The organism is Tractidigestivibacter sp. (genome assembly GCF_057241865.1).
Window position 1 is genome coordinate 32,148 of the sequence record NZ_DBHHPX010000002.1, and the last position, 19,110, is coordinate 51,257.

Sequence of the window (19,110 nt, forward strand, 5' to 3'; positions counted from 1 at the left end):
GTCGGGAATATATATCACCGAATATCAAGGGCATCAAGAGAAGGTGCCCACACGACAAGGGGAGTTGATGGTCATGGCAGGCATGGTTCCGTATGACAGGTACGCAAGGGCGCTGAGCAGCTGGCCGTTCGGCAGCTTTGATGACTTCTTCGCGCCGCTGGCAGCCATTGATGGCAACGCAGCCTTCAAGATGGACGTTGAGGACGCGGGCGATCGCTATGTGGTCTCGGCAGAGCTTCCAGGCGTCAAGAAGGACCAAGTGGACGTCGAGCTCAACGAGGGCAGGCTTTCCATCAGCGTCGATAAGAAGGACTCCGATGAGGAGAAGGGCAAGAACTACCTCCACAAGGAGAGCTTGGAGTGGAGCGCAACGCGTGGCGTGTACCTGAAGGACGCTGCCACCGCCGGCCTTGCCGCAAAGCTCGAGGACGGTGTTCTTACGGTGAGCGTTCCCAAGCAGGCCGAGAAGGCAAACGTCACCAAGGTCAGCATCGACTAGCCACTTGACGTCTCAAGCCGAGGAACCAAGAAAGCGTGGCACCCGTCGCATGTGCGGCGGGTGCCACGCTGTGTATGGGGCCTTCTCGGCGGCACCTCACCTCGCCGCTAAATTGCCTCGGCACGCAGCGCCTCAACGATGTTCAGCGCATGGCTGCGTCGCAGCGCGTAGGCCACCGACACCGCAAGCACTCCGACCACCCCCGCGCACGCTGCAGCGACGTGGCCCCATGGCAGCACAAACGGGAGGCCCTCGGCCATGCGCGTGAAGAACATCCAAAAGGCCCAGACAACGCCAGTTGAGACGATGAGCCCCATCGCAAGGCCGCGGGCGGCATAGCTCGCGCACTCGGCGACCAGCATGCGACGGAAGTCCCTGGGCCCCATCCCCACGCTCTCGAGCACCGCGAACTCCTTGGTGCGCAGGATGATGCTTGTCGAGAGCGTGTTGAAGACGTTGGCAATGGCGATGAGCAGGCAGATGACTGAGAAGATCGTCACAAGCAGCTGGAAGAGGCCGAGAACCGATTTCGAGTATTCCCGTTCGAGAACGTTGTTGGCAACGTTCGCGGTGGCCGTGGTGCCGGCAACGGCATCGGCCGCGTCCGTGAGAGCGGTGCTGGTGTCGTAGGGATCTGCGCCCTCGTTGAGCGTGAAGGGCACGGTCACCATGTCTGCCAGGAGGATGTCGGGGTTGGCTTCCAGCGCGGAGCGGGGCATTACGAGGGAGAGGCTCGTGCCCATCATGGTGGCGACATCCGCAAGCGCGTCTGGGGTGGAGTCAAGCGAGCCAATCACGTTGAGCGAGGCGCTTCTCGTCACGGCCTTGTCGAGGGGCACGGTCTTGAGGGCAGAGCTCGTACCAGTTGCAGAGCCGCTGTCCCAGTACGTGGCGACGGTCGCGCCGTCTGAGGATAGGGCAAGCGAGGTCGCATCGCCGTTGACTTCCTGCAGCGCGTATGCGGTACCGGTTGAGGGGTGGTCAAAGGGAGCCAGCGTCTTCACACCCCCGGCCGCACCCTGCATGAGGGACACGTTGAGCGCAAGGGCGGAGATCCCGTCTCCTCCGCCAGCCCCTGCACTGGACGCGCCGGCCCGTTCGCAGAGCGCCTCCCACGTTGCGTCATCGACAAACGCAGCCTGCAGCATGCCCGCATAGGCCCCGTCGGCGTTTGTGGAAGTCTGGTTGGGGTCGTACCAGGCAAGCATCTCTCTCCCTTGCGCTGAGATCGAGCCTGGTGCCAGCGATGCCTCGATGGTGCCCGTGATGATGGGCGTGCCCCCCGTGAGGCCGTCAACGGCGCCCGTGAGCGTCTGCGTCCGATCCGCCAGGGAAAGCGTGGCCCCAGTCCCCAGGCCTTTGGTCTGGTTGTGGGTGAGGCGCACTGTCATGTCGGCCCCGTTTATGGCGCCCGTGCTCCCGCCCAGCAAGACCGCGCGCTCCATGTAGAGCGAGATGGTGCCCGCCAGGACCACGAGGATAATCGAGAGGGCCAGCGACATGACTACGGTGCGTCCACGCGAACTGGTCCTCGTGAGGTTGCGGCTGGCGAGAAGCCCTGGCACTCCCGCGATGCGTTCCAGGAATGGGCTCTTGGCGCGCGTGCCGGAGTCAATCTGGTGCCACATCTTGCGCTGGGCCCTGGGCGAGAGGCGCACGTCCCGTTGCTGCCGAATGGCGTCGATGGCAGAGACCCTGCTTGCTCGCCATGACGGCGTCCAGGCGCTTATCAGCACCACAGCAAAGGAGAGAGCGACGATGATGGACACTACCAGGGGGCTCACCACCAGCGGGATGCCCTGCGCGGTGCTCGAGAGGGTGCCCCTGAGCATGGCGTCGAACGCCCGCGCGGACACCCTCAGCATGGCCGCGACGCCAGCGAGCCCGCACGCCACGCCCAGGGGTATGCCCGCAAGGCCAATGATGGCCGCCTCCAGGAGCACGGCGTGCCTGAGCTGCCGCCTCGAGGCGCCCAGCGACGACAGCAGACCGAACTGCCTGGTGCGCTCCGCCACCGAGATGGAGAACGAGTTGCCAATCATGGATACGGCCGCCACGACCACCACGAAGCCGACGACAGCTACCATGCCATAGAGGCTCTGGAGCGCAGAGTTGTCCTCGTTGCCAAGGCCCTGGAACGTGAGAAGACTGCCATGGAGCCAGTAGGACTCTTCGCCAAAGATGCTCGCGGCCCAGTCCTTAAGTGATTCTCTCGTCGTAAAGCCGCTGGTGGAGAGCCAGATTCGCGTCTCGAGCGGCGCGGTAACGTCCGAGGTCGAGACAATGGCCGCAGCCGAGGTGTCCAAGGTGGCGCTGAAGTCGTTTCTCAGGTAGTTCTGGGGCACATAGAAGCCCACCACGGTGAACGTGCGCGTGCCGCTGGCGGTGCCCACCATGGGGTCGGTGCCCTTCTCCACCGATCCGCTGAGGCCAGCCCCCACGGGCAGCGAGATGGTGGTGCCCAGGTCGATGGGCACGTCGCTTTTGGCCTGCGTCGCGGCGTTGCTCGTGGCGCCCAGGGTCACGCCGGCAAACGACACGGGCAGCATGACCTCGCCCGCGCTCTGCGGCTCTCGGCCGGCTCGAACGGTGGGCATCACCGTCAGGGCTCGCGCCTGGCCTTCCGTGCCGCGCAGCGCCGTGGGCATGCCCAGCACCACGAGTATCGAGTCGTCCGCGTCGCCCACATTGTAGCTGGCATAGCCCGCCACCTGGGCGGACATCGCAGCCGATACGTGGGAGTCCTCGGCCAGGGCGTCGAGGGTGCCCTGCGTGTCCTGCTGCGCATCCGTCAGCGTGTCGTAGACCTGCCAGGAGCCCTCGGTCTGGGCCGTGCGCTGCGCCAGCGCCGCGGCCACGCTGGTGGCGGTGGCAATGACGCCAGTCAGAAGCGCCGTCGAGAGCATCACGCCCACAATGGTCACGATGGTGCGCGTACGGTTGCGCTCCAGGGAGCGCAGCGTAAAGCTGGTGAATACTCCCATGGTCATCACGCCCTGCGCTCGTCGGAGACGATGCGGCCGTCCTCTATGGCTATGACGCGATGCGCCATCAGGGCCACGTCCTCGTCGTGCGTTATGACCACGAGGGTCTGGTGCAGGTCCCGGTTGGATGCGCAGAGAAGCCCCATGATTTCCGCGGAGTTCTTGGTGTCGAGGTTGCCGGTGGGCTCGTCGGCCAGCACGATGGCAGGCGAGTTCATGAGCGCGCGCCCTATGGCGACGCGCTGCTGCTGGCCGCCGGACAGCTGGTTGGGCAGGTGGTGTTCGACCCCGTGGAGCCCCAGGGACTTGATGAGGGAGCGCAGGCGCTTCTCGTTCAGGGCACGTCCGTCCATGCGCACGGGCAGCGTGATGTTCTCCTGCACGTCCAGCACGGGGATCAGGTTGTAGAACTGGTAGACCAGCCCCACCTCGCGACGGCGAAAGACCGCCAGCTGCTCGTCCGAGCGCTGGTAGATGTCCTCGCCGTTCATGCGCACCGTGCCCGAGGTGGGTCTGTCGACGCCGCCCATCAGGTGCATGAGCGTCGACTTTCCCGAGCCGGAGGAGCCCACAATGGCCACGAACTCGCCGGCTCGAATGGTGAGGCTTACGTCATCGAGGGCCTTCGTGGCCGTGGGCCCGCTGCCATAGACCTTGGTGAGGTGCTCTACGCTGAGGATGTCCATGGTGCTCCTCTCTGTCGGCCGATCCTCCCTCTATGGTGCGAGAGCGCGCCCACGCGGCTGTGACGCACACGTGACTAAACCGTCACTTTAAAGAAGACGAGGTCGAAGCGTGCGCCTCCACGGAGGCTCGCGTTTGATGCCGTGACCTGGCCGCCCTGTGCCACCACGAGGGCCCGTGTGAGCGAGAGGCCTATCCCCACGCCCGCGGGGTTGGCGGCGTCCTCGCCGGGTCGAGCCGCGCCGCCCGAGCCGTGGTAGAAGCGATCGAACACGTGGGACAGGTCCTTCTCGGCAATGCCTGGGCCCGTGTCTTCTACGCGAATGCGGCAGGCAATGGCATCCTCGCTGGCTGTCACGCGCACCATGCCGCCTGCAGGCGTGTGCTCCACACAGTTCTTGAGCACATTGGCAAGGGCCTCGCGTGTCCACGTGGCATCACCCATGAACGAGCAGCCCGGCTCTACGTTCGACTCAAACGTCACGCCTGCGAGGTCTGCGGTTACGGCGAGTGGCGCCTCAGCTGCCTTGACCAGCTGCGCCACGTCCACGCGATGGCGTTCGAGCCGCACCGCGCCCGCGTCGAGACGCGCGAGCTTGAGCAGGGACGAGACAAGCCACTGCAGCTGCTCCAACATGCGCCCACAGTCGCGCACCCGGCTCGCGCCCTCCGGCGTAGGCGCCTCCTTGCGCATGAGCTCGAGTTCGATGCCCAGTGACGTGAGCGGTGTGCGGAGCTGGTGCGATATGTCCGCAAGGGCATCGGCCAGGGCGCGCTTCTCGGCCTCAAGCTCTTCGTTTGCCATGACGAGGCGCGTGACGGTCTTGTCGAGCTGGCTGGCGAGAATGGCAAGCTCGCCTTCGCTCATGCCCTTGAAGTCGATATTGCGCTCGCCGGAGAGTGCGCGGTCGAGAAGTGCCGAGAGCTGCGCTATGCGGCGGAGCCTTCGTGCGGTTGTGGCCGAGAAGAGCGCTAGGAGCACGACGCCGCAGAGCGCCACCCACGCCGCTGCCACTGGACCTGCCGCGAGCGCCGCCGCGATAGTGCAAATGGCTGTTGTCGCGGCGCCAATGCCCGCCAGTCCCCAGAAATCGCGGTCACGTGGCATGGCGCTACTCCGCCGCGCGATAGCCCATGCCGCGAACGGTCCGGATGAGCTGTGGGCTTGCGGGGTCGTCCTCGATCTTGTCGCGCAGGCGGCGAATGTAGACCGAGAGGGTGTTCTCCTCGACGTAGGCACCGGAGTCCTCCCATAGCGCCTCGCGCATCATATCGCGTGTCACGATGCTGCCGGCCTTGCTTGCAAAGAGCAGCAACAGGCGATACTCGACGGCCGAGAGGTCCAGTTCGCGGCCGTCTTTGGTCGCGCGGGCGCGGGAGGGGTCGACCGTGACGTTACCCAGGTGGAGGACACGCTCGGCGGGTCGCATGCGCCTGAGCACGGTGCGGATGCGCGCAAGCAGCTCGCGCGGTCGGAACGGCTTGGCGATGTAGTCATCAGCACCCATCGAGAGGCCCGCGACGGTGTTGAACTCGTCGTCCGAGGCAGTGAGGAAGATCACGGGCAGCTGCGGGCGAGCCTCCTTGAGCGCCCCGCACACGGCAAACCCGTTGCCCTGCTCGAGCGTGACGTCGAGGAGCACGAGGTCAAAGGACTTGTTGGCGCGTATGCCAAGCTCGATGGCGCTATGCTGGCTGGGGGTCGCCTCAACGTCGTAGCCCTCGGAGCGCAGGAGCTCCGTGAGCGTGCGGACGATGTCCGCGTTGTCTTCGACGAGCAGTATGCGCATTGGTGCCTCCCCGGTTGTGCGGTGCTGTTGTGATGCGCGTGCGGCGTTCGTGGCGCGCGTCGCGGCGTGCGCGCGGACGTCACCACACCACACTTACCACACCGAGAGCGGCGCGTCCTGTGCGGAAACGCAGACGGTCAGGTGACCGTCGGGCGTGCGGGCCTCAGTGAAGGTCTCGTTTGCTGCTTCGGCGCCCACGGCGGCGGCAAGCGCGCGCACGGCCACGCTGGGCCGGTTGTTCTCGTGCGAGAGATGCATGCCCACGATGACCTCGGTCTCTTTGGTTACGAGGTCGGGGAGGGCGTCGGCCGCCTGGGCATTCGAAAGATGCCCGCGCCGACCGTGGATGCGTTGCTTGAGGTAGCCGGGGTAGGGACCCGTGGCGAGCATGCGTTCGTCGTGGTTGGCCTCGAGCGCAAGCACGCGGCAGCCCGTGAGCGCCTGGCCGGCCTCGTCGGTGAGCATGCCGGTGTCGGTGCAGTAGCCCAGCGCGTCCGCCACCTCGCCGTTCTCGTCTATCGACGCGAAACGGAAGCCAACCGGGTCTGCGACGTCATGGCTGGTGGGGAAGACATTTACGAGCATGCCGCCCAGCTCGAGCGAATCCATGCGGCTGATGACCTCGAACGGGAGTTGCGACAGGCGCTCTCGCGCGGCGACGGTGCCAGCCGTTGCGTAGAGCGGGCCGCCGAAGTGGTTGGCGAAGGCCGGTAGGCCAGCGATGTGGTCCGTGTGTTCGTGCGTGAGCAGGATCGCGCGGATGTTGTCCACGTTGACGCCCAGCTCACGGGCGCGTGCGAGCAGCGCGCGTCGAGTGATGCCGTCGTCGACGAGCACGGAGCCCGCGGGGCCTTCGATAACAGCGGCGTTGCCCTTCGAGCCCGAGGCTAGGACGTGCAGGTGGATCTGTGGGGTCATGCGGCGGTTCCTCTCGGCTGTGGTCGATGCGCAACGGACAGCGTAGCAGCCCCGCACGACAGTATTTCCGAGCGGGCCGTGGCTTCACGTGCGCACCAAACCGGTGCCATCCCGTGTTGCCGGGGGGCTCCGGTGCCGGGGGCCCCGAGTCCGGCCCGCCTCCCCTCTACCCTCTAGAAAGTGAACACGAATTCAATCGAGATGCTCACGGGATTCTCGCCAACTGGGCATTTTTCGGCTCTCGCCTTTCGGTATTGAATTCGTGTTCACTTTTGAGGGACATAGAAGGGCTCACGGCGGTGGGATTCGGCGGTGGGATTCGGCACACAGGGACTCGTGGCCATTGGGTTTCTGCTGCCGAAGGACCTGCTGTCGGTGGGTCTGCCACAGCATGCGCAGCCTGCCTCGGCCTGCCTGCTAGACCAGGTTACACATGCAGTGTCGTAACAACCTGCTCGTCAAACGTAATGTCGTAGTCCTCGATCGTCACGTCAGGTTCGGCAAACCGAGCGAGCTCCCGGCTCAGCTCTCTTCCGCGCCTGCCGGGCAAAAGAGACCAAATGAGTTGTTGCCGCTCCTCGGCAAGCCGTGGCCTTCTCAGCGCGCGTCTTTGCTTCGAGAAGTCTCGCTGACCCGTTTGCTCGAGAAGTGACATGGCCTGCAGCATTACGTGGTCGATGCCGCCGCGTTCGTAGAAGTCCTCTTTGGTGACGGGCAAAATCGAAAGCCCCTGCACTAGCAGGTCGCGGTCGCGTCGCTTGTCGGCCACGACCGACGCACGCATGGAAGCGAATGACGTATTGTCGAGAAAATCTGCGCAAGACGTTGTCGTGGCGTCTTCCCCGAAGTGGGGACTGCCATCATAGTTGAAACCAACGTTGGAACCCCTCACAAGGGAGTCCGGGACTCGGCTTGCCTTGTCTACAAGCGAGAGAAGCTCCCCTCTTGCGATAAACCTAGGGTTAAGCTGCAGTTCACCGAGTTCATAGCCAAGTTGGTGGAGAGGCATGCGAGCAAGGCCATTGAAGAGGGCCTCCTGAGGAGACCACGCCTCATCCATGAGCCACTCGGCTACCATGCTGCTCTGTTCAAGTCCGGCGAGGTCGCGCGCCTGGGAGATGTACGACCTGATTTTATCAGCGGTTGTTACTGGTTTGATGCCGTAAACCGTTCTGCCATCCCGCGGGTCGCAGGCGTCGCGCGAGAACCGACCGCACAACTCCAGGCCTACTAGCAGCTGGACGGCGGGAGACATGATGGTGCCCATCTCAATAAAGAGCAGTTCGGGACAGGGGATTCGGACACCATCGACCAACTCGACCGTCGAGTCTTTTGGCAGCCCGCGCACGTACACGGTGTTCCGCGCCGTTCGCGAGCGAATGCGCGCGCCTGGCCGCGGCACCATCACCTGGGCCTTGTCGCGCACGTCGGAGAGCCTCACCCCCACGGATGCCAGGCACGCGTCGATGCGCCGCCGCGTCCAGTACTTGTGCGGGCCGACCACGGAGGTCTCAAGGCCCTTTCGGTCCGTCGTGAGCACACGGCCCGAACTTCGCCATGCGCGCAGGACATGCAGGGCGGTGAGCTTGTTGAACGTGATTCTCATGCTGGTTCCCCACGAATAGCGAGCGATTGGCGCCTATAAATTGTCGCGCAGCGGTACGAGCGCATGCCGAGAGGGTACGCCATCCGGGCCTTGGGGAAGTGAACACGATTTCAATTGGCTTTCCCGATGCAACAAGAAAGCCCTGTTGTGTGGCGTGAGCAGAGATGCGCGATTGAAAACGTGCGCACTTCTCGGCGTCAGATTAAAGGGGGTACGTGGCTGCTCCAATTGCTGGTTTTGGCGCGGAATGACGTCATGAATGCGCCGCAGGGAGCCAAGATGCCGAAAGCCGTCAGAAAAACGCGGCGTCCAGACGCTGCTGGGGTGCCCTGTCGAGCGATTTCTCGCCGCCGGTGACGCTTGCGAGTGCGTCGAGAAATAGCATCGTTTCTTCACATCTAAGGGATTTTGGTGCCCTGCACAATGGGGTGGCTTCTCAGGCGCACGAGGTCTTGCCCGGGGCGCCCGAGCGCGGGTCCCGGTCCGGGAAAAGTGAACACGAATCCAATCCGAGGAAGTTGCTGGCGAGAAAACCGCAGTTGCCGAGAAGCCCCTAGTGGCCGCGATTGAAAACGTGTTCACTTTTCTGGGTGGGCTACGCCGCTGGAGCGTTCGGGCGGCCCCGGTGGTCTGGCCGGGATGGGCACCGGGCGCTGCGGGTAAAATCGTGCCCGTGCAACCGTGCCGCGCACACGAAGGGAGGAAGCCGCACATGCCAAGCGTTGCTCGCAGATACGGCTCGAAAGGTCCCGGCCGCAACCTCAGCTACAGCACCGATGACGCCCTGCGTGCCCCTGTCGTCCTCATGGTCTCCGGTGGTGCGGACTCCACCGCCCTTCTGGTGCTGGCGGCGACCTCTGCACTTGATATCGAAGACGGCCGCGGCCACGCACACATCGCCCGCGAGCGCCTCCACGTGCTCCACGTCAACCACCGCCTGCGCGGCATCGACGCCGATGAGGACGAGGAGTTCGTCCGCGACCTCGCCGCGCGCTACGGCATCCCCTGCACCATCCGTCGCGTAGACGTTGCCGCGCTGGCCGCTGCCTCCCCGGATGGCAACATCGAAAACGCCGGCCGAGAGGTGCGCTACAGCGAGGCCACCCGTCTGGCCAACGAACTCTCGGCCAAGGTGGGCACGCCCCGCTCGGCCGCCCGCATCCTTACGGCTCACACGGCCAACGACCGAGCCGAGACCTTTGTGATGAACGCCATCCGCGGCACCGGCGCCTCGGGCCTCTCGTCCATTCCGCGCCGTCGCAACCGCGTGGTGCGCCCGCTGCTCGACCGCACCCACGACGAGCTCTGCGAGTTCTTGCGCATGCGCGGCATCGTGTGGCGTGAGGATGACACCAACGCCGATACCCGCTACCTGCGCGCATATGTGCGCCACGAAGTCATGCCGGTTCTCGAGCAGAGAAACCCGCGCGTCGTGGCAAGCATTTCGACCACCTGCGACATCCTCTCGGACGAGGACGCCTATTTCACGGCTGTCGCCGCACGCACCCTGCGCGATCTGACGCGACGCACCGGAGAGGGGACCCTTGCCCTGGACGCGGCACGTCTTGCTGCCTGCGAGGTGGCCATTGCCCGCCGTGTGGCACGCTCGGCAATCCTCACGGTGTGCCCCGAGGCCCGTCTTGAAGCGCGCCACATCGCACAGGTGTTGGCCCTTGTCGCCGCGGGTACTGGCTCTGCGTCCATCCCCATGGGCGCCGACGCCCGTGTGGAGTACGGCCTGCTCTTCCTGCGCGCCCACGCACCGGAAGCTCACGACTTTGCCGGCTGGCTCGAGGTCCCCGGCGAGCTGGCGCTGGGAGGCTCGCGTCCCGGCCGTGTGCCCGCACGGCTCACGGCGCGCCTCCTTCTGGCCCCGGCCGGCGCGGGCATACCCGAGCTTGCCCTCTCGCACGGCCGCGAGTGGGCAGGGACGTCGGTCCTTCTCGACGCTTCTGCCTGCGGCGTTGATGCCAGCCTGGGCGGCCGGCTCTGGGTCGACTCGCCGCACGCGGGAGACGTCCTCTGCCCTTTGGGCATGCATGGCCAGTCGAAGAAGGTCTCCGACCTGCTCAACGAGGTCCGCGTCCCCACGGTCGAGCGCCCGCTCGTGCCCATTGTGCGCACCTCGCCAACCGGGCCGGTGGTGTGGGTTGCGGGAATCAGGGCCGACGAGCGCATGCGTTGCACGCCACGCACCTCACACTTGCTAGAATTAAGTCTCCGAACAGCATAGGTGGCGCATGGGCCGAGAAGCGCGACCGGCTCCCGCCAGGAAGTGGAGGATCGCAATGGCAGAGATGCATCCGGACGTGGAGAGCGTCGTCCTGAGCGAGGAGGACATTCACCGAATCGTGTCCCGCATGGGAAGCCAGATCTCTGAGGACTACGTGGGCAAGAACCCCCTCATCGTGGCCGTCCTGCGTGGTGCCTTCATCTTTACCGCAGACCTCATGCGCGCAATCACCGTGCCTTGCTCGGTCGATTTCATGGCCGTGAGCAGCTACGGGGACGGCGTCAAGAGCTCCGGCGTGGTGCGCATCGTGAAAGACCTCGATACCAAGGTCGAGGGACGTCACGTGATTGTGGCCGAGGACATCCTCGACTCCGGTCTCACCCTGTCCTACCTGGTGAAGCTCCTGCAGTCGAGAAGGCCCGCCTCCATCGAGATTGCGGCCTTCTCGGTAAAGGACATCCCCAACCACACGCCGGCCGTCACCCCACGGTACGTGGGTGCGCACGTGCCCGACGCCTTTGTGGTGGGCTACGGCCTCGACTACGCCGAGCGCTACCGCAACCTGCCCTACGTGGGCATCCTCAAGCCCGAGGTCTACTCGAAGTAACACTCCAGGAAGCTACCGCAAGGAGACGTTTTCGTGTCAGAGAAAAATCCGTTCGACAAGCTCCCAACTCCGGGGGGTGATAGCCGTGGCCCGCAGAACCAGCGCAACTTCACTGTTACGCTGCTCATCATTGCGGCAATCGTGGCTTATCTCGCCTTCTCTGCGGGCACAAACCCGCCTGCCTCCTCGGATGCCACGATCACGCTGGCAACCAACGAGTTTGTGACCGCGGTCAAGGAAGACCGCGTGAACTCGGTGACCTTTAAGATCTCGGACGGAAGCGTTTCGGGTGACTACTGGCAGAACAAGGACGACAGGGGCGACGGGTCCAAGCTCCGCAAGTTCAAGAGCTACTACGTGGGTGCGGATTCCTTGGACGAGCTTATGGCCAAGCACTCGGAGACCGCGTTCACCATCGACACCTCGGACAGCAGCGTGTGGAATACCATCCTGTTCTCGGTGGTGCCCATGCTGCTCCTTGTGGGGGTCTTCATCTACTACATGCGCCGCATGAACGAGCAAAACGGCCGCACGATGGACTTCGCCAAGACCAAGGCGCAGACCACCGAGGAAGAGCGGCCCAAGGTCAAGTTCTCCGACGTTGCCGGTATCGACGAGGCCGTGGAGGAGCTCAAGGAGGTCCGCGACTTCCTGCGCGAGTCGGAGCGCTACCAGAAGATGGGCGCCAAGATTCCGCATGGCGTGCTCCTGGTGGGACCCCCGGGCACGGGCAAGACGCTGCTGGCCAAGGCCGTGGCTGGCGAGGCGGGTGTTCCGTTCTTCTCGATATCTGGCTCCGACTTTGTCGAGATGTTCGTGGGCGTGGGCGCAAGCCGTGTGCGCGACCTCTTCAAGCAGGCCAAGGCCGCCGCGCCCTGCATCGTCTTCATCGACGAGATCGACGCCGTCGGGCGTCAGCGCGGCACAGGCTTGGGCGGCGGTCACGACGAGCGCGAGCAGACCCTTAACCAGCTGCTGGTGGAGATGGACGGCTTCGAGGATAACTCGGCCGTCATTCTCGTTGCCGCGACCAACCGCCCGGACGTCCTTGACCCGGCGCTGCTGCGCCCTGGCCGCTTTGACCGCCGCGTGACCGTCGACCGCCCCGACGTCAAGGGCCGCGAGAAGATCCTGCGCGTTCATGCCCGCAACAAGCCGTTCGACGAGAACGTCGACTTTGCGGCCATCGCCAAGATCACGCCCGGCTTCACGGGCGCGGATCTCTCCAACCTCATGAACGAGTCTGCCCTTCTTGCCGCGCGCAGGCACAAGGAGCGTATCGGCCAGGAAGAGGTCGAGGAGGCCATGGAGCGTGTTATCGCTGGTCCCGAGCGCAAGAGTCGCGTGATTACCGAGAGGGAGCGCCGCGTGATCGCGTTCCACGAGAGCGGACACGCGCTTGTCGGCCACGTGCTCGAGAACTCGGACCCGGTGCACAAGATCTCGATTGTGAGCCGCGGGCAGGCGCTGGGCTACACGCTGCAGATGCCCGAGGAGGACCACTTCCTCGAGACGCGCGACGGCATGCTGGACCAGATCGCGGTGCTGCTCGCCGGCCGTACCGCCGAGGAGCTCTTCTGCGGGGACATCACCACCGGTGCGAGCAACGACCTCGAGCGTGCCACCAAGCTGGCCCGCGAGATGGTCACGCGCTACGGTATGAGTGAGGAGCTCGGCGCGCAGGTCTTCGGCGAGGCGCAGCACGAGGTCTTCTTGGGTCGTGACTACGCTCAGCACAACGACTACGCAGCTGAGACGGCCAAGCGCATCGACGACGAGGTCGAACGCATCATGCGCGAGGCGCACGCCCGCGCCTGCGAGGTCCTCGAGGCGAGGCGCGTCCAGATGGGGACCATGGCCGAGGTCCTGCTCCAGCGCGAGACGGTCGAGGGCGACGCGGTAAACGCACTGCTCGACGGCACGTGGGACCAGTACCTGGCCGAGCACCCCGAGGAAGCCGAGAAGTCCGCAGCCAACGCCGCCGAGACGCCGAGCGCCGCCGAGTCCGTGGACGACGCTGCGCCCGAAGCCGCGCCCGCAGGCGACGCCCCCACACAAGAGTCCACCGAGAGGAGCTCCCATGTCGATTAACGAGCTGAGCTACGCCTATGGGGCGTCGAAGTCGTCCATTCGCGAGATTGCCGCCTACGGCGCCGCGCGGAAGGCGCAGGTTGGTGCCGAGAACGTCTTTGACTTCAGCCTGGGCAACCCCTCGATTCCTGCACCGGATGCGGTCCGCGAGTCCATCGAGCGCTCGCTCCGGCTCCCGCCCACGCAGCTGCACAGCTACACCCCGGCCTCTGGCCTGCCCTTTGTCCGAGAGAAGCTGGCCGCGTCGCTCTGCCGCCGCTTCGGCGAGAACGCCGCAACCGCCGGCGACCTCTACCTTACCTGCGGTGCGGCGGCGTCGCTCTCCATCAGCTTCCATGCGGTGGTAAACCCCGGTGACGAGGTCATCGTGATAGCCCCGTACTTCCCCGAGTACCGCGTCTGGATCGAGACCGCAGGTGCCGCCTGCGTCGAGGTCATGGCAGACGCGGAGACGTTCCAGATCGATACCGAGGCCGTGCGCGCAGCCGTCACGTCGCGCACGAAGGCTGTCGTGATCAACTCGCCCAACAACCCCGTGGGTTCGGTCTACTCGGCGCAGAACCTCGCCGCGCTGGCAGACGTCCTGTGCGAGCGCGAGGACGCCTTGGGCACTGCCATCTACCTCGTTGCCGACGAGCCCTACCGCGAGATCTCCTACGGCGTGGAGGTGCCGTGGGTTCCGGCCGTCTACGACCGCACGCTGGTGTGCTACTCGTACTCCAAGAGCCTCTCGCTTCCCGGCGAGCGTATAGGTTGGGTGCTGGTGCCGCCCACCAACCCCGACCACGACCGCCTGATTCCCGCTGTCGCGGGTGCGGGTCGCTCGCTGGGCTTTGTCTGTGCTCCTGCGCTCTTCCAGCGTGTGGTTGCCGATTGCTGCGACGTGCCCTCGGATGTCGAGGCCTACGCGCGCAACCGCGAGGCGCTCACGCGCGGCCTCTCCGGGCTGGGCTACCGCTACATCGAGCCGCAGGGTGCCTTCTACCTGTGGGTAAAGGCGCTGGAACCCGACGCCAACGCCTTCTTCGAGCGCGCAAAGTCCCTCGAGCTTCTGCCCGTCCCGTCCGACAGCTTTGGCTGCACGGGCTGGGTGCGCATTGGCTACTGCGTGAGCCACGAGACCATCGTGAACTCGATGCCTGCGTGGGAAAAGCTCGCCGAGAGCTATCGCTAGGGGGCTGGGTTCGTGGAGCGTACCTGCGGAGACTGCATCTTCTTTGGGGAGCGCATAGGCATTGTGCGCACGCGTAACGTGTGCGAGCTACCCGGCGGGAGGCTTCGCGCGGTCGAGAAGACCGAGGCTGCCTGTGGCTCTTTCCAAGTCTCTCCGAGGGCGTCGTTTGGGTTGGGATGTGCCGCGGGCGTGGGCGAGAGAGGCGCCGTCGCTCCGGCCGCGGCGGCACTTGGCCTGCAGTGCACCCCCGGGCGCCAAGTCCTCTGCGACACGCACTGCCACACGCTCTTCTCGCGCCATGCGTACTCTACGCTCGAGGAGGATGTGCGCGCTGCGGCCGCGCAGGGCATGGAGCTCCTCGGCGTCACAGACCACTACTCCAGCATGCTGTACGCCGAACAGACCGTCCAGAACTGGCAGTACTTCCTCAACCTGTGGGCATGGCCGCGCAGGTGGCATGGGGTGCGTCTCCTGCGCGGATGCGAGGCAGACATCGTGGACCTCGATGGGAACATCTTTGGGCACGACATCTTCTTCGAGAACGAGATTTCCGGCGGCAAGCACCGCCGTCCCTACAACCTCAAGAAGATGGCGTTCAAGCAGTGCGACTACGTGATAGCAAGCGTCCATGGCAAGGGGTTCACCAAGGATGCCTCTCGCGAGCAGATCACACGGATGTACCTGCGCGTTCTGGAGGACCCCAAGGTCCTGATCCTTGGCCACGTTGGTCGCACCGGGCTCGACTTTGATATGGACACGGTGCTTGGTGCCGCCAAGGAGCGCGGAAAGCTCATCGAGGTCAACGAGTCGAGCCTCATTGCCCAGAAGCGCGCGGGTTCCTACGACCGCTGCCGCGAGATTGTCTCGCGCTGCGCCGAGCTGGGCGTGAGCATCTCGTTTGGGTCCGATGCCCACGTGGCTTCTCTGGTGGGCCATCATGAGGCGGTGGATGCCCTGCTCGACGAGGTGCACTTCCCCCAGGAGCTTGTGGCCTGCCGTGATGCCGACACGTTTGTGGGTGTTGTCGAGTCTGTCATCGGTCCCATGGCCGAGTAGGGTCGAGCCGTGCGGCACTTTAGTACTTGTGCTTGTCATCCTGGGTGGTACCGAGCCGCAGGGCTTGCCGTAACCGCACGGTGCACGCGTCCTCCAAACGGGGTAAAGTTAGCCCAAATAGACTAATTAACCCAATCGGTCGCGGGGTACCAGCCCGCCGCACCCACGGACCCATGAGGAGAGACATGACGCTCAACAGGCTCGAGATTGGCAAGGACGCGGTCGTAAGCTCGGTGGACTGCGAGGAGAAGTCACTGCGCCAGCACATCTTTGATATGGGTCTCACTTCCGGTACCGAGGTCACCATGGTCAAGTACGCACCCATGGGCGACCCACTCGAGATTCGCCTGCGTGGCTACGAGCTTACAATTCGCGCCGCGGACGCCGCCCAGATATCGCTCGAGAACGTCCACAACGAGCACGAGAAGGTCCGCCTGCAGGTGCCCTCGGGTGTCACGAGGCATCCGGCCATTGGCGAGAGCAAGCTGCGCCCCCGCGCGGCGGGTGGTGTCGTGCCTGCGGGCCAGCCCCTCTCGTTTGCCCTTGCCGGCAACCAGAACAGCGGCAAGACCACACTCTTCAACCAGCTTACGGGCTCCAACCAGCACGTGGGTAACTTCCCCGGCGTCACGGTGGACCGCAAGGACGGCCAGATGCGCAGCCACCCCGAGGCCACGGTCACCGACCTGCCGGGCATCTATTCGCTCTCGCCCTATACGGGCGAGGAGGTCGTGAGCCGCCAGTTCATCATCGACGCCAAGCCCGATGCGATCATCGACATCGTCGACGCCACCAACATCGAGCGCAACCTGTACCTCACCACGCAGCTCATGGAGCTGGACGTCCCCATGGTCGTCGCCCTTAACATGATGGACGAGGTCACGAAGAATGGCGGGTCGGTCGATGTCAACGGCCTGGAGTCCTTTCTGGGCGTGCCGGTGGTGCCCATCTCGGCCGCAAAGGACGAGGGCGTGGACGAGCTTGTGGAGCACGCCATCCACGTGGCTCGCTATCGCGAGCGTCCCGGCCGCATCGACTTTTGCCGCGCGGACGGACCCGACGGTGGCGCCGTGCACCGCTGCATCCACGGTATCGGCGAGCTCATTGCCGACCACGCCAAGCGCGCGGGCCTGCCCGGCCGCTATGCCGCAACCAAGCTCATCGAGGGCGACGAGCTGGTCATCAATGCCCTCGGCCTCGAGAAGAACGAGCTCGACGCCGTCGAGCACATCATCTCCCAGATGGAGGAGGAGTCTGGCTCCGACCGCCTTGCCGCCCTTGCCGACATGCGCTTCTCGTTCATCGAGGCCATATGCGCCCGTTGCGTCAAGAAGCCACAAGAGAGCCGCGAGCACGAGCGCTCGATGCGCATCGATCGCGTGCTCACCGGGCGCTTTACGGCCATCCCGTGCTTTCTCGGCATCATGGCCGTGGTCTTTTGGCTCACCTTCGACCTTGTGGGTGGCAACCTCTCGAACCTCATGGCCATGGGGGTGGAGGCAGCCTCCGGAGCAATTGACGCCGCGCTCACCGCTTCAGACGTTAATCCGGTTGTTCACTCGCTGGTCATCGACGGTATCCTAGCCGGTGTAGGAACGGTTATCTCGTTTTTGCCCATCATCGTGACGCTGTTCATCCTGCTCTCCATACTTGAGGACTCCGGCTACATGGCCCGTGTGGCATTTGTGATGGACAAGCTGCTGAGAAAGATTGGCCTTTCGGGTCGGAGCTTTGTCCCCATGCTGGTGGGCTTTGGCTGCTCGGTGCCGGCCATCATGGCAACGCGTACGCTGCCGTCGGAGCACGACCGCAAGATGACCATCATGCTCACGCCGTTCATGAGCTGCTCGGCCAAGCTTCCCGTCTACACGCTGCTGTGCGCCGCGTTCTTCGCTAAGGAGGCGCCGCTCGTGATGGTGTCGCTCTACGTGATTGGCATGGTCGTGGGCGTGCTGGTGGCGCTGGTCCTGAAGCACACGGCGTTCAGGGGCGAGCCGGTGCCCTTTGTGATGGAGCTGCCGAACTACCGCATGCCCAGCGCGGGCACCACGATGCGGCTGGCGTGGGACAAGGCCAAAGACTTTCTCACCAGGGCGTTTACGATCATCTTTCTGGCGAGCGTGGCCATCTGGTTCCTGCAGACCTTCGACGTGCGCCTCGACATGGTGTCTGACCAGTCGCAGAGCCTGCTTGCCATCATGGGCTCGGCCATCTCGCCTGTCTTTGCGCCCCTGGGCTTTGGCGATTGGCGCGCCTCGACGGCCCTCGTGACCGGGTTTGCCGCCAAGGAATCCGTCGTGGCTACGCTCACCGTGCTCGTGGGCGACACGCCCGCCGCGCTGGCTACGGCCTTCACTCCGTTTACGGCCTTCGTGTTTCTGGTGTTTGTGCTGCTCTACACGCCGTGCGTGGCGGCAATCACCGCCGTGCGCAACGAACTCAACAGCCGATACGCGCTTGGCATCGTGCTGCTCCAGTGCGGCGTGGCCTGGGTGGTCGCGTTTATTGTACACGCCGTAGGGATGCTGTTCGGGTTGGCATAGGTGCGGTCCCCTCGCGCGACTACAGCTCCAGTTCCAGCTCGACCGGGCAGTGGTCGGAGCCGTACACGTCATCGAGAATCGCCGTGCCGGTCACCTTGGGCATGAGTTGCGGAGAAACCAGGAAGTAGTCGATGCGCCAGCCGATGCCCCGCTCGCGGGCGCGCATACGGTAGCTCCACCAGCTGTACGCCCCGCCAAGGTCGGGATGGCGCTCGCGGAACGTGTCCACCAGGCCGCTCTCCAGCAGCCTGGTGAAGCTCTCGCGCTCCTCGTCCGAGAAGCCTGCGCTCTCGTGGTTGTCATCCGGGCGGGCAAGATCGATCTCCTCGTGCGCCACATTGAAATCGCCGCAGGTCACAATCGGCTTTTCGCAGGCAAGCCCAGCTAGGAAGTCGCGGTAGCGCTCGTCCCACACCATGCGCTCGTCCAGGCGCGTAAGGCCTGCCTTCGAGTTGGGCGTGTACACGTCGACGAACCAGAAGCCGGGAAACTCGAGCGCGCATATGCGGCCCTCGTTGTCAGCGACGGACGAGCCGATCGTGCGTACGACCTGCAGCGGCTTCTCTCGCGTAAACACGGCCGTGCCAGAGTAGCCCTTGCGCTCGGCGCAGCTCCAGTACTGGTGGTAGCCAGGAAGGTCGAGCTCCACCTGCCCCTCCTGTAGTTTGGTCTCCTGCAGGGCAAAGACGTCGGCGTTCAGCGTGTCAAAAATCTGGGTGAAACTCGGCTCCTTTTTGAGAACGGCACGCAGTCCGTTTACGTTCCACGAAATAAAGCGCAGGCTGCGGGTAGTGTCTGCCATGATGCGCCCCTCTTCTTGAAATGCGCGGCGCTCCGGTCGCGCGGGTTGCCTGGTAGTCGTAATTGCTTCTCAGAGCGTAGCACATATGGAGGCCAGGCAACGTCCGCCTCGATTGTGCTATAC

At 64.6% G+C, this 19,110-nt stretch carries 14 protein-coding genes; 7 read left to right on the plus strand and 7 right to left on the minus strand.

All coding sequences use genetic code 11. The annotated features are described in order from the left end of the window. Nucleotides 1-73: 73 nt before the first annotated feature. Nucleotides 74-499 carry an Hsp20/alpha crystallin family protein gene (locus ACO59D_RS01090; protein WP_485125413.1) on the plus strand — a complete coding sequence of 142 codons (426 nt, stop codon included), beginning with the start codon at nt 74-76 and terminating at the stop codon, nt 497-499. A 107-nt stretch (nt 500-606) separates the two neighbouring features. Here the strand turns inward: ACO59D_RS01090 and ACO59D_RS01095 are convergent, their stop codons facing one another. The 6 genes from ACO59D_RS01095 to ACO59D_RS01120 all read right to left on the minus strand — a co-directional run bounded on the left by ACO59D_RS01095 (nt 607) and on the right by ACO59D_RS01120 (nt 8,481). Continuing rightward, entirely contained in the window at nt 607-3,483 is a 2,877-nt protein-coding gene (locus ACO59D_RS01095; protein WP_485125414.1) for an ABC transporter permease, read from the minus strand. Between the two features lie 5 nt (nt 3,484-3,488). Next, the gene (locus ACO59D_RS01100) at nt 3,489-4,169 is read right to left on the minus strand and encodes an ABC transporter ATP-binding protein (protein ID WP_130811570.1); all 681 of its coding nucleotides are present in this window, start codon (nt 4,167-4,169) and stop codon (nt 3,489-3,491) included. A gap of 74 nt (nt 4,170-4,243) precedes the next feature. After that, the gene (locus ACO59D_RS01105; RefSeq protein WP_485125415.1) at nt 4,244-5,275 is read right to left on the minus strand and encodes a sensor histidine kinase; all 1,032 of its coding nucleotides are present in this window, start codon (nt 5,273-5,275) and stop codon (nt 4,244-4,246) included. Nucleotides 5,276-5,279: 4 nt separating this feature from the next. Then, the gene (locus ACO59D_RS01110; protein ID WP_130811572.1) at nt 5,280-5,957 is read right to left on the minus strand and encodes a response regulator transcription factor; all 678 of its coding nucleotides are present in this window, start codon (nt 5,955-5,957) and stop codon (nt 5,280-5,282) included. 93 nt (nt 5,958-6,050) lie between these two features. Next, nucleotides 6,051-6,875 carry an MBL fold metallo-hydrolase gene (locus ACO59D_RS01115; RefSeq protein WP_485125416.1) on the minus strand — a complete coding sequence of 275 codons (825 nt, stop codon included), beginning with the start codon at nt 6,873-6,875 and terminating at the stop codon, nt 6,051-6,053. A gap of 427 nt (nt 6,876-7,302) precedes the next feature. Next, on the minus strand, nt 7,303-8,481 hold the full coding sequence (locus ACO59D_RS01120) for a hypothetical protein (RefSeq protein ID WP_485125417.1): 1,179 nt from the start codon (nt 8,479-8,481) through the stop codon (nt 7,303-7,305). Nucleotides 8,482-9,193: 712 nt separating this feature from the next. Here ACO59D_RS01120 and tilS point away from each other — a divergent pair. The 6 genes from tilS (at nt 9,194) to feoB (ending at nt 18,185) form a co-directional block, all read left to right on the plus strand. Next, on the plus strand, nt 9,194-10,714 hold the full coding sequence (tilS, locus tag ACO59D_RS01125) for a tRNA lysidine(34) synthetase TilS (RefSeq protein ID WP_485125418.1): 1,521 nt from the start codon (nt 9,194-9,196) through the stop codon (nt 10,712-10,714). A 55-nt stretch (nt 10,715-10,769) separates the two neighbouring features. After that, complete coding sequence (hpt, locus tag ACO59D_RS01130; RefSeq protein ID WP_485125419.1) at nt 10,770-11,321, plus strand: hypoxanthine phosphoribosyltransferase; 552 nt, start codon at nt 10,770-10,772, stop codon at nt 11,319-11,321. 33 nt (nt 11,322-11,354) lie between these two features. Next, entirely contained in the window at nt 11,355-13,412 is a 2,058-nt protein-coding gene (ftsH, locus tag ACO59D_RS01135; RefSeq protein ID WP_485125420.1) for an ATP-dependent zinc metalloprotease FtsH, read from the plus strand. After that, nucleotides 13,402-14,586 (plus strand): pyridoxal phosphate-dependent aminotransferase, encoded by a 1,185-nt coding sequence (locus tag ACO59D_RS01140; protein WP_130811578.1) that lies wholly within the window; start codon nt 13,402-13,404, stop codon nt 14,584-14,586. Before ftsH ends, ACO59D_RS01140 begins: the two co-directional genes overlap by 11 nt. Nucleotides 14,587-14,598: 12 nt before the next feature. Beyond that, nucleotides 14,599-15,642 (plus strand): phosphatase, encoded by a 1,044-nt coding sequence (locus ACO59D_RS01145; RefSeq protein ID WP_242622140.1) that lies wholly within the window; start codon nt 14,599-14,601, stop codon nt 15,640-15,642. A 185-nt stretch (nt 15,643-15,827) separates the two neighbouring features. Next, nucleotides 15,828-18,185, plus strand: coding sequence for a ferrous iron transport protein B (gene feoB / locus ACO59D_RS01150; protein ID WP_485125421.1), 2,358 nt, complete (start codon nt 15,828-15,830; stop codon nt 18,183-18,185). Between the two features lie 19 nt (nt 18,186-18,204). Here the strand turns inward: feoB and ACO59D_RS01155 are convergent, their stop codons facing one another. Next, on the minus strand, nt 18,205-18,987 hold the full coding sequence (locus tag ACO59D_RS01155) for an exodeoxyribonuclease III (protein ID WP_485125422.1): 783 nt from the start codon (nt 18,985-18,987) through the stop codon (nt 18,205-18,207). Between the last annotated feature and the right edge of the window lie 123 nt (nt 18,988-19,110).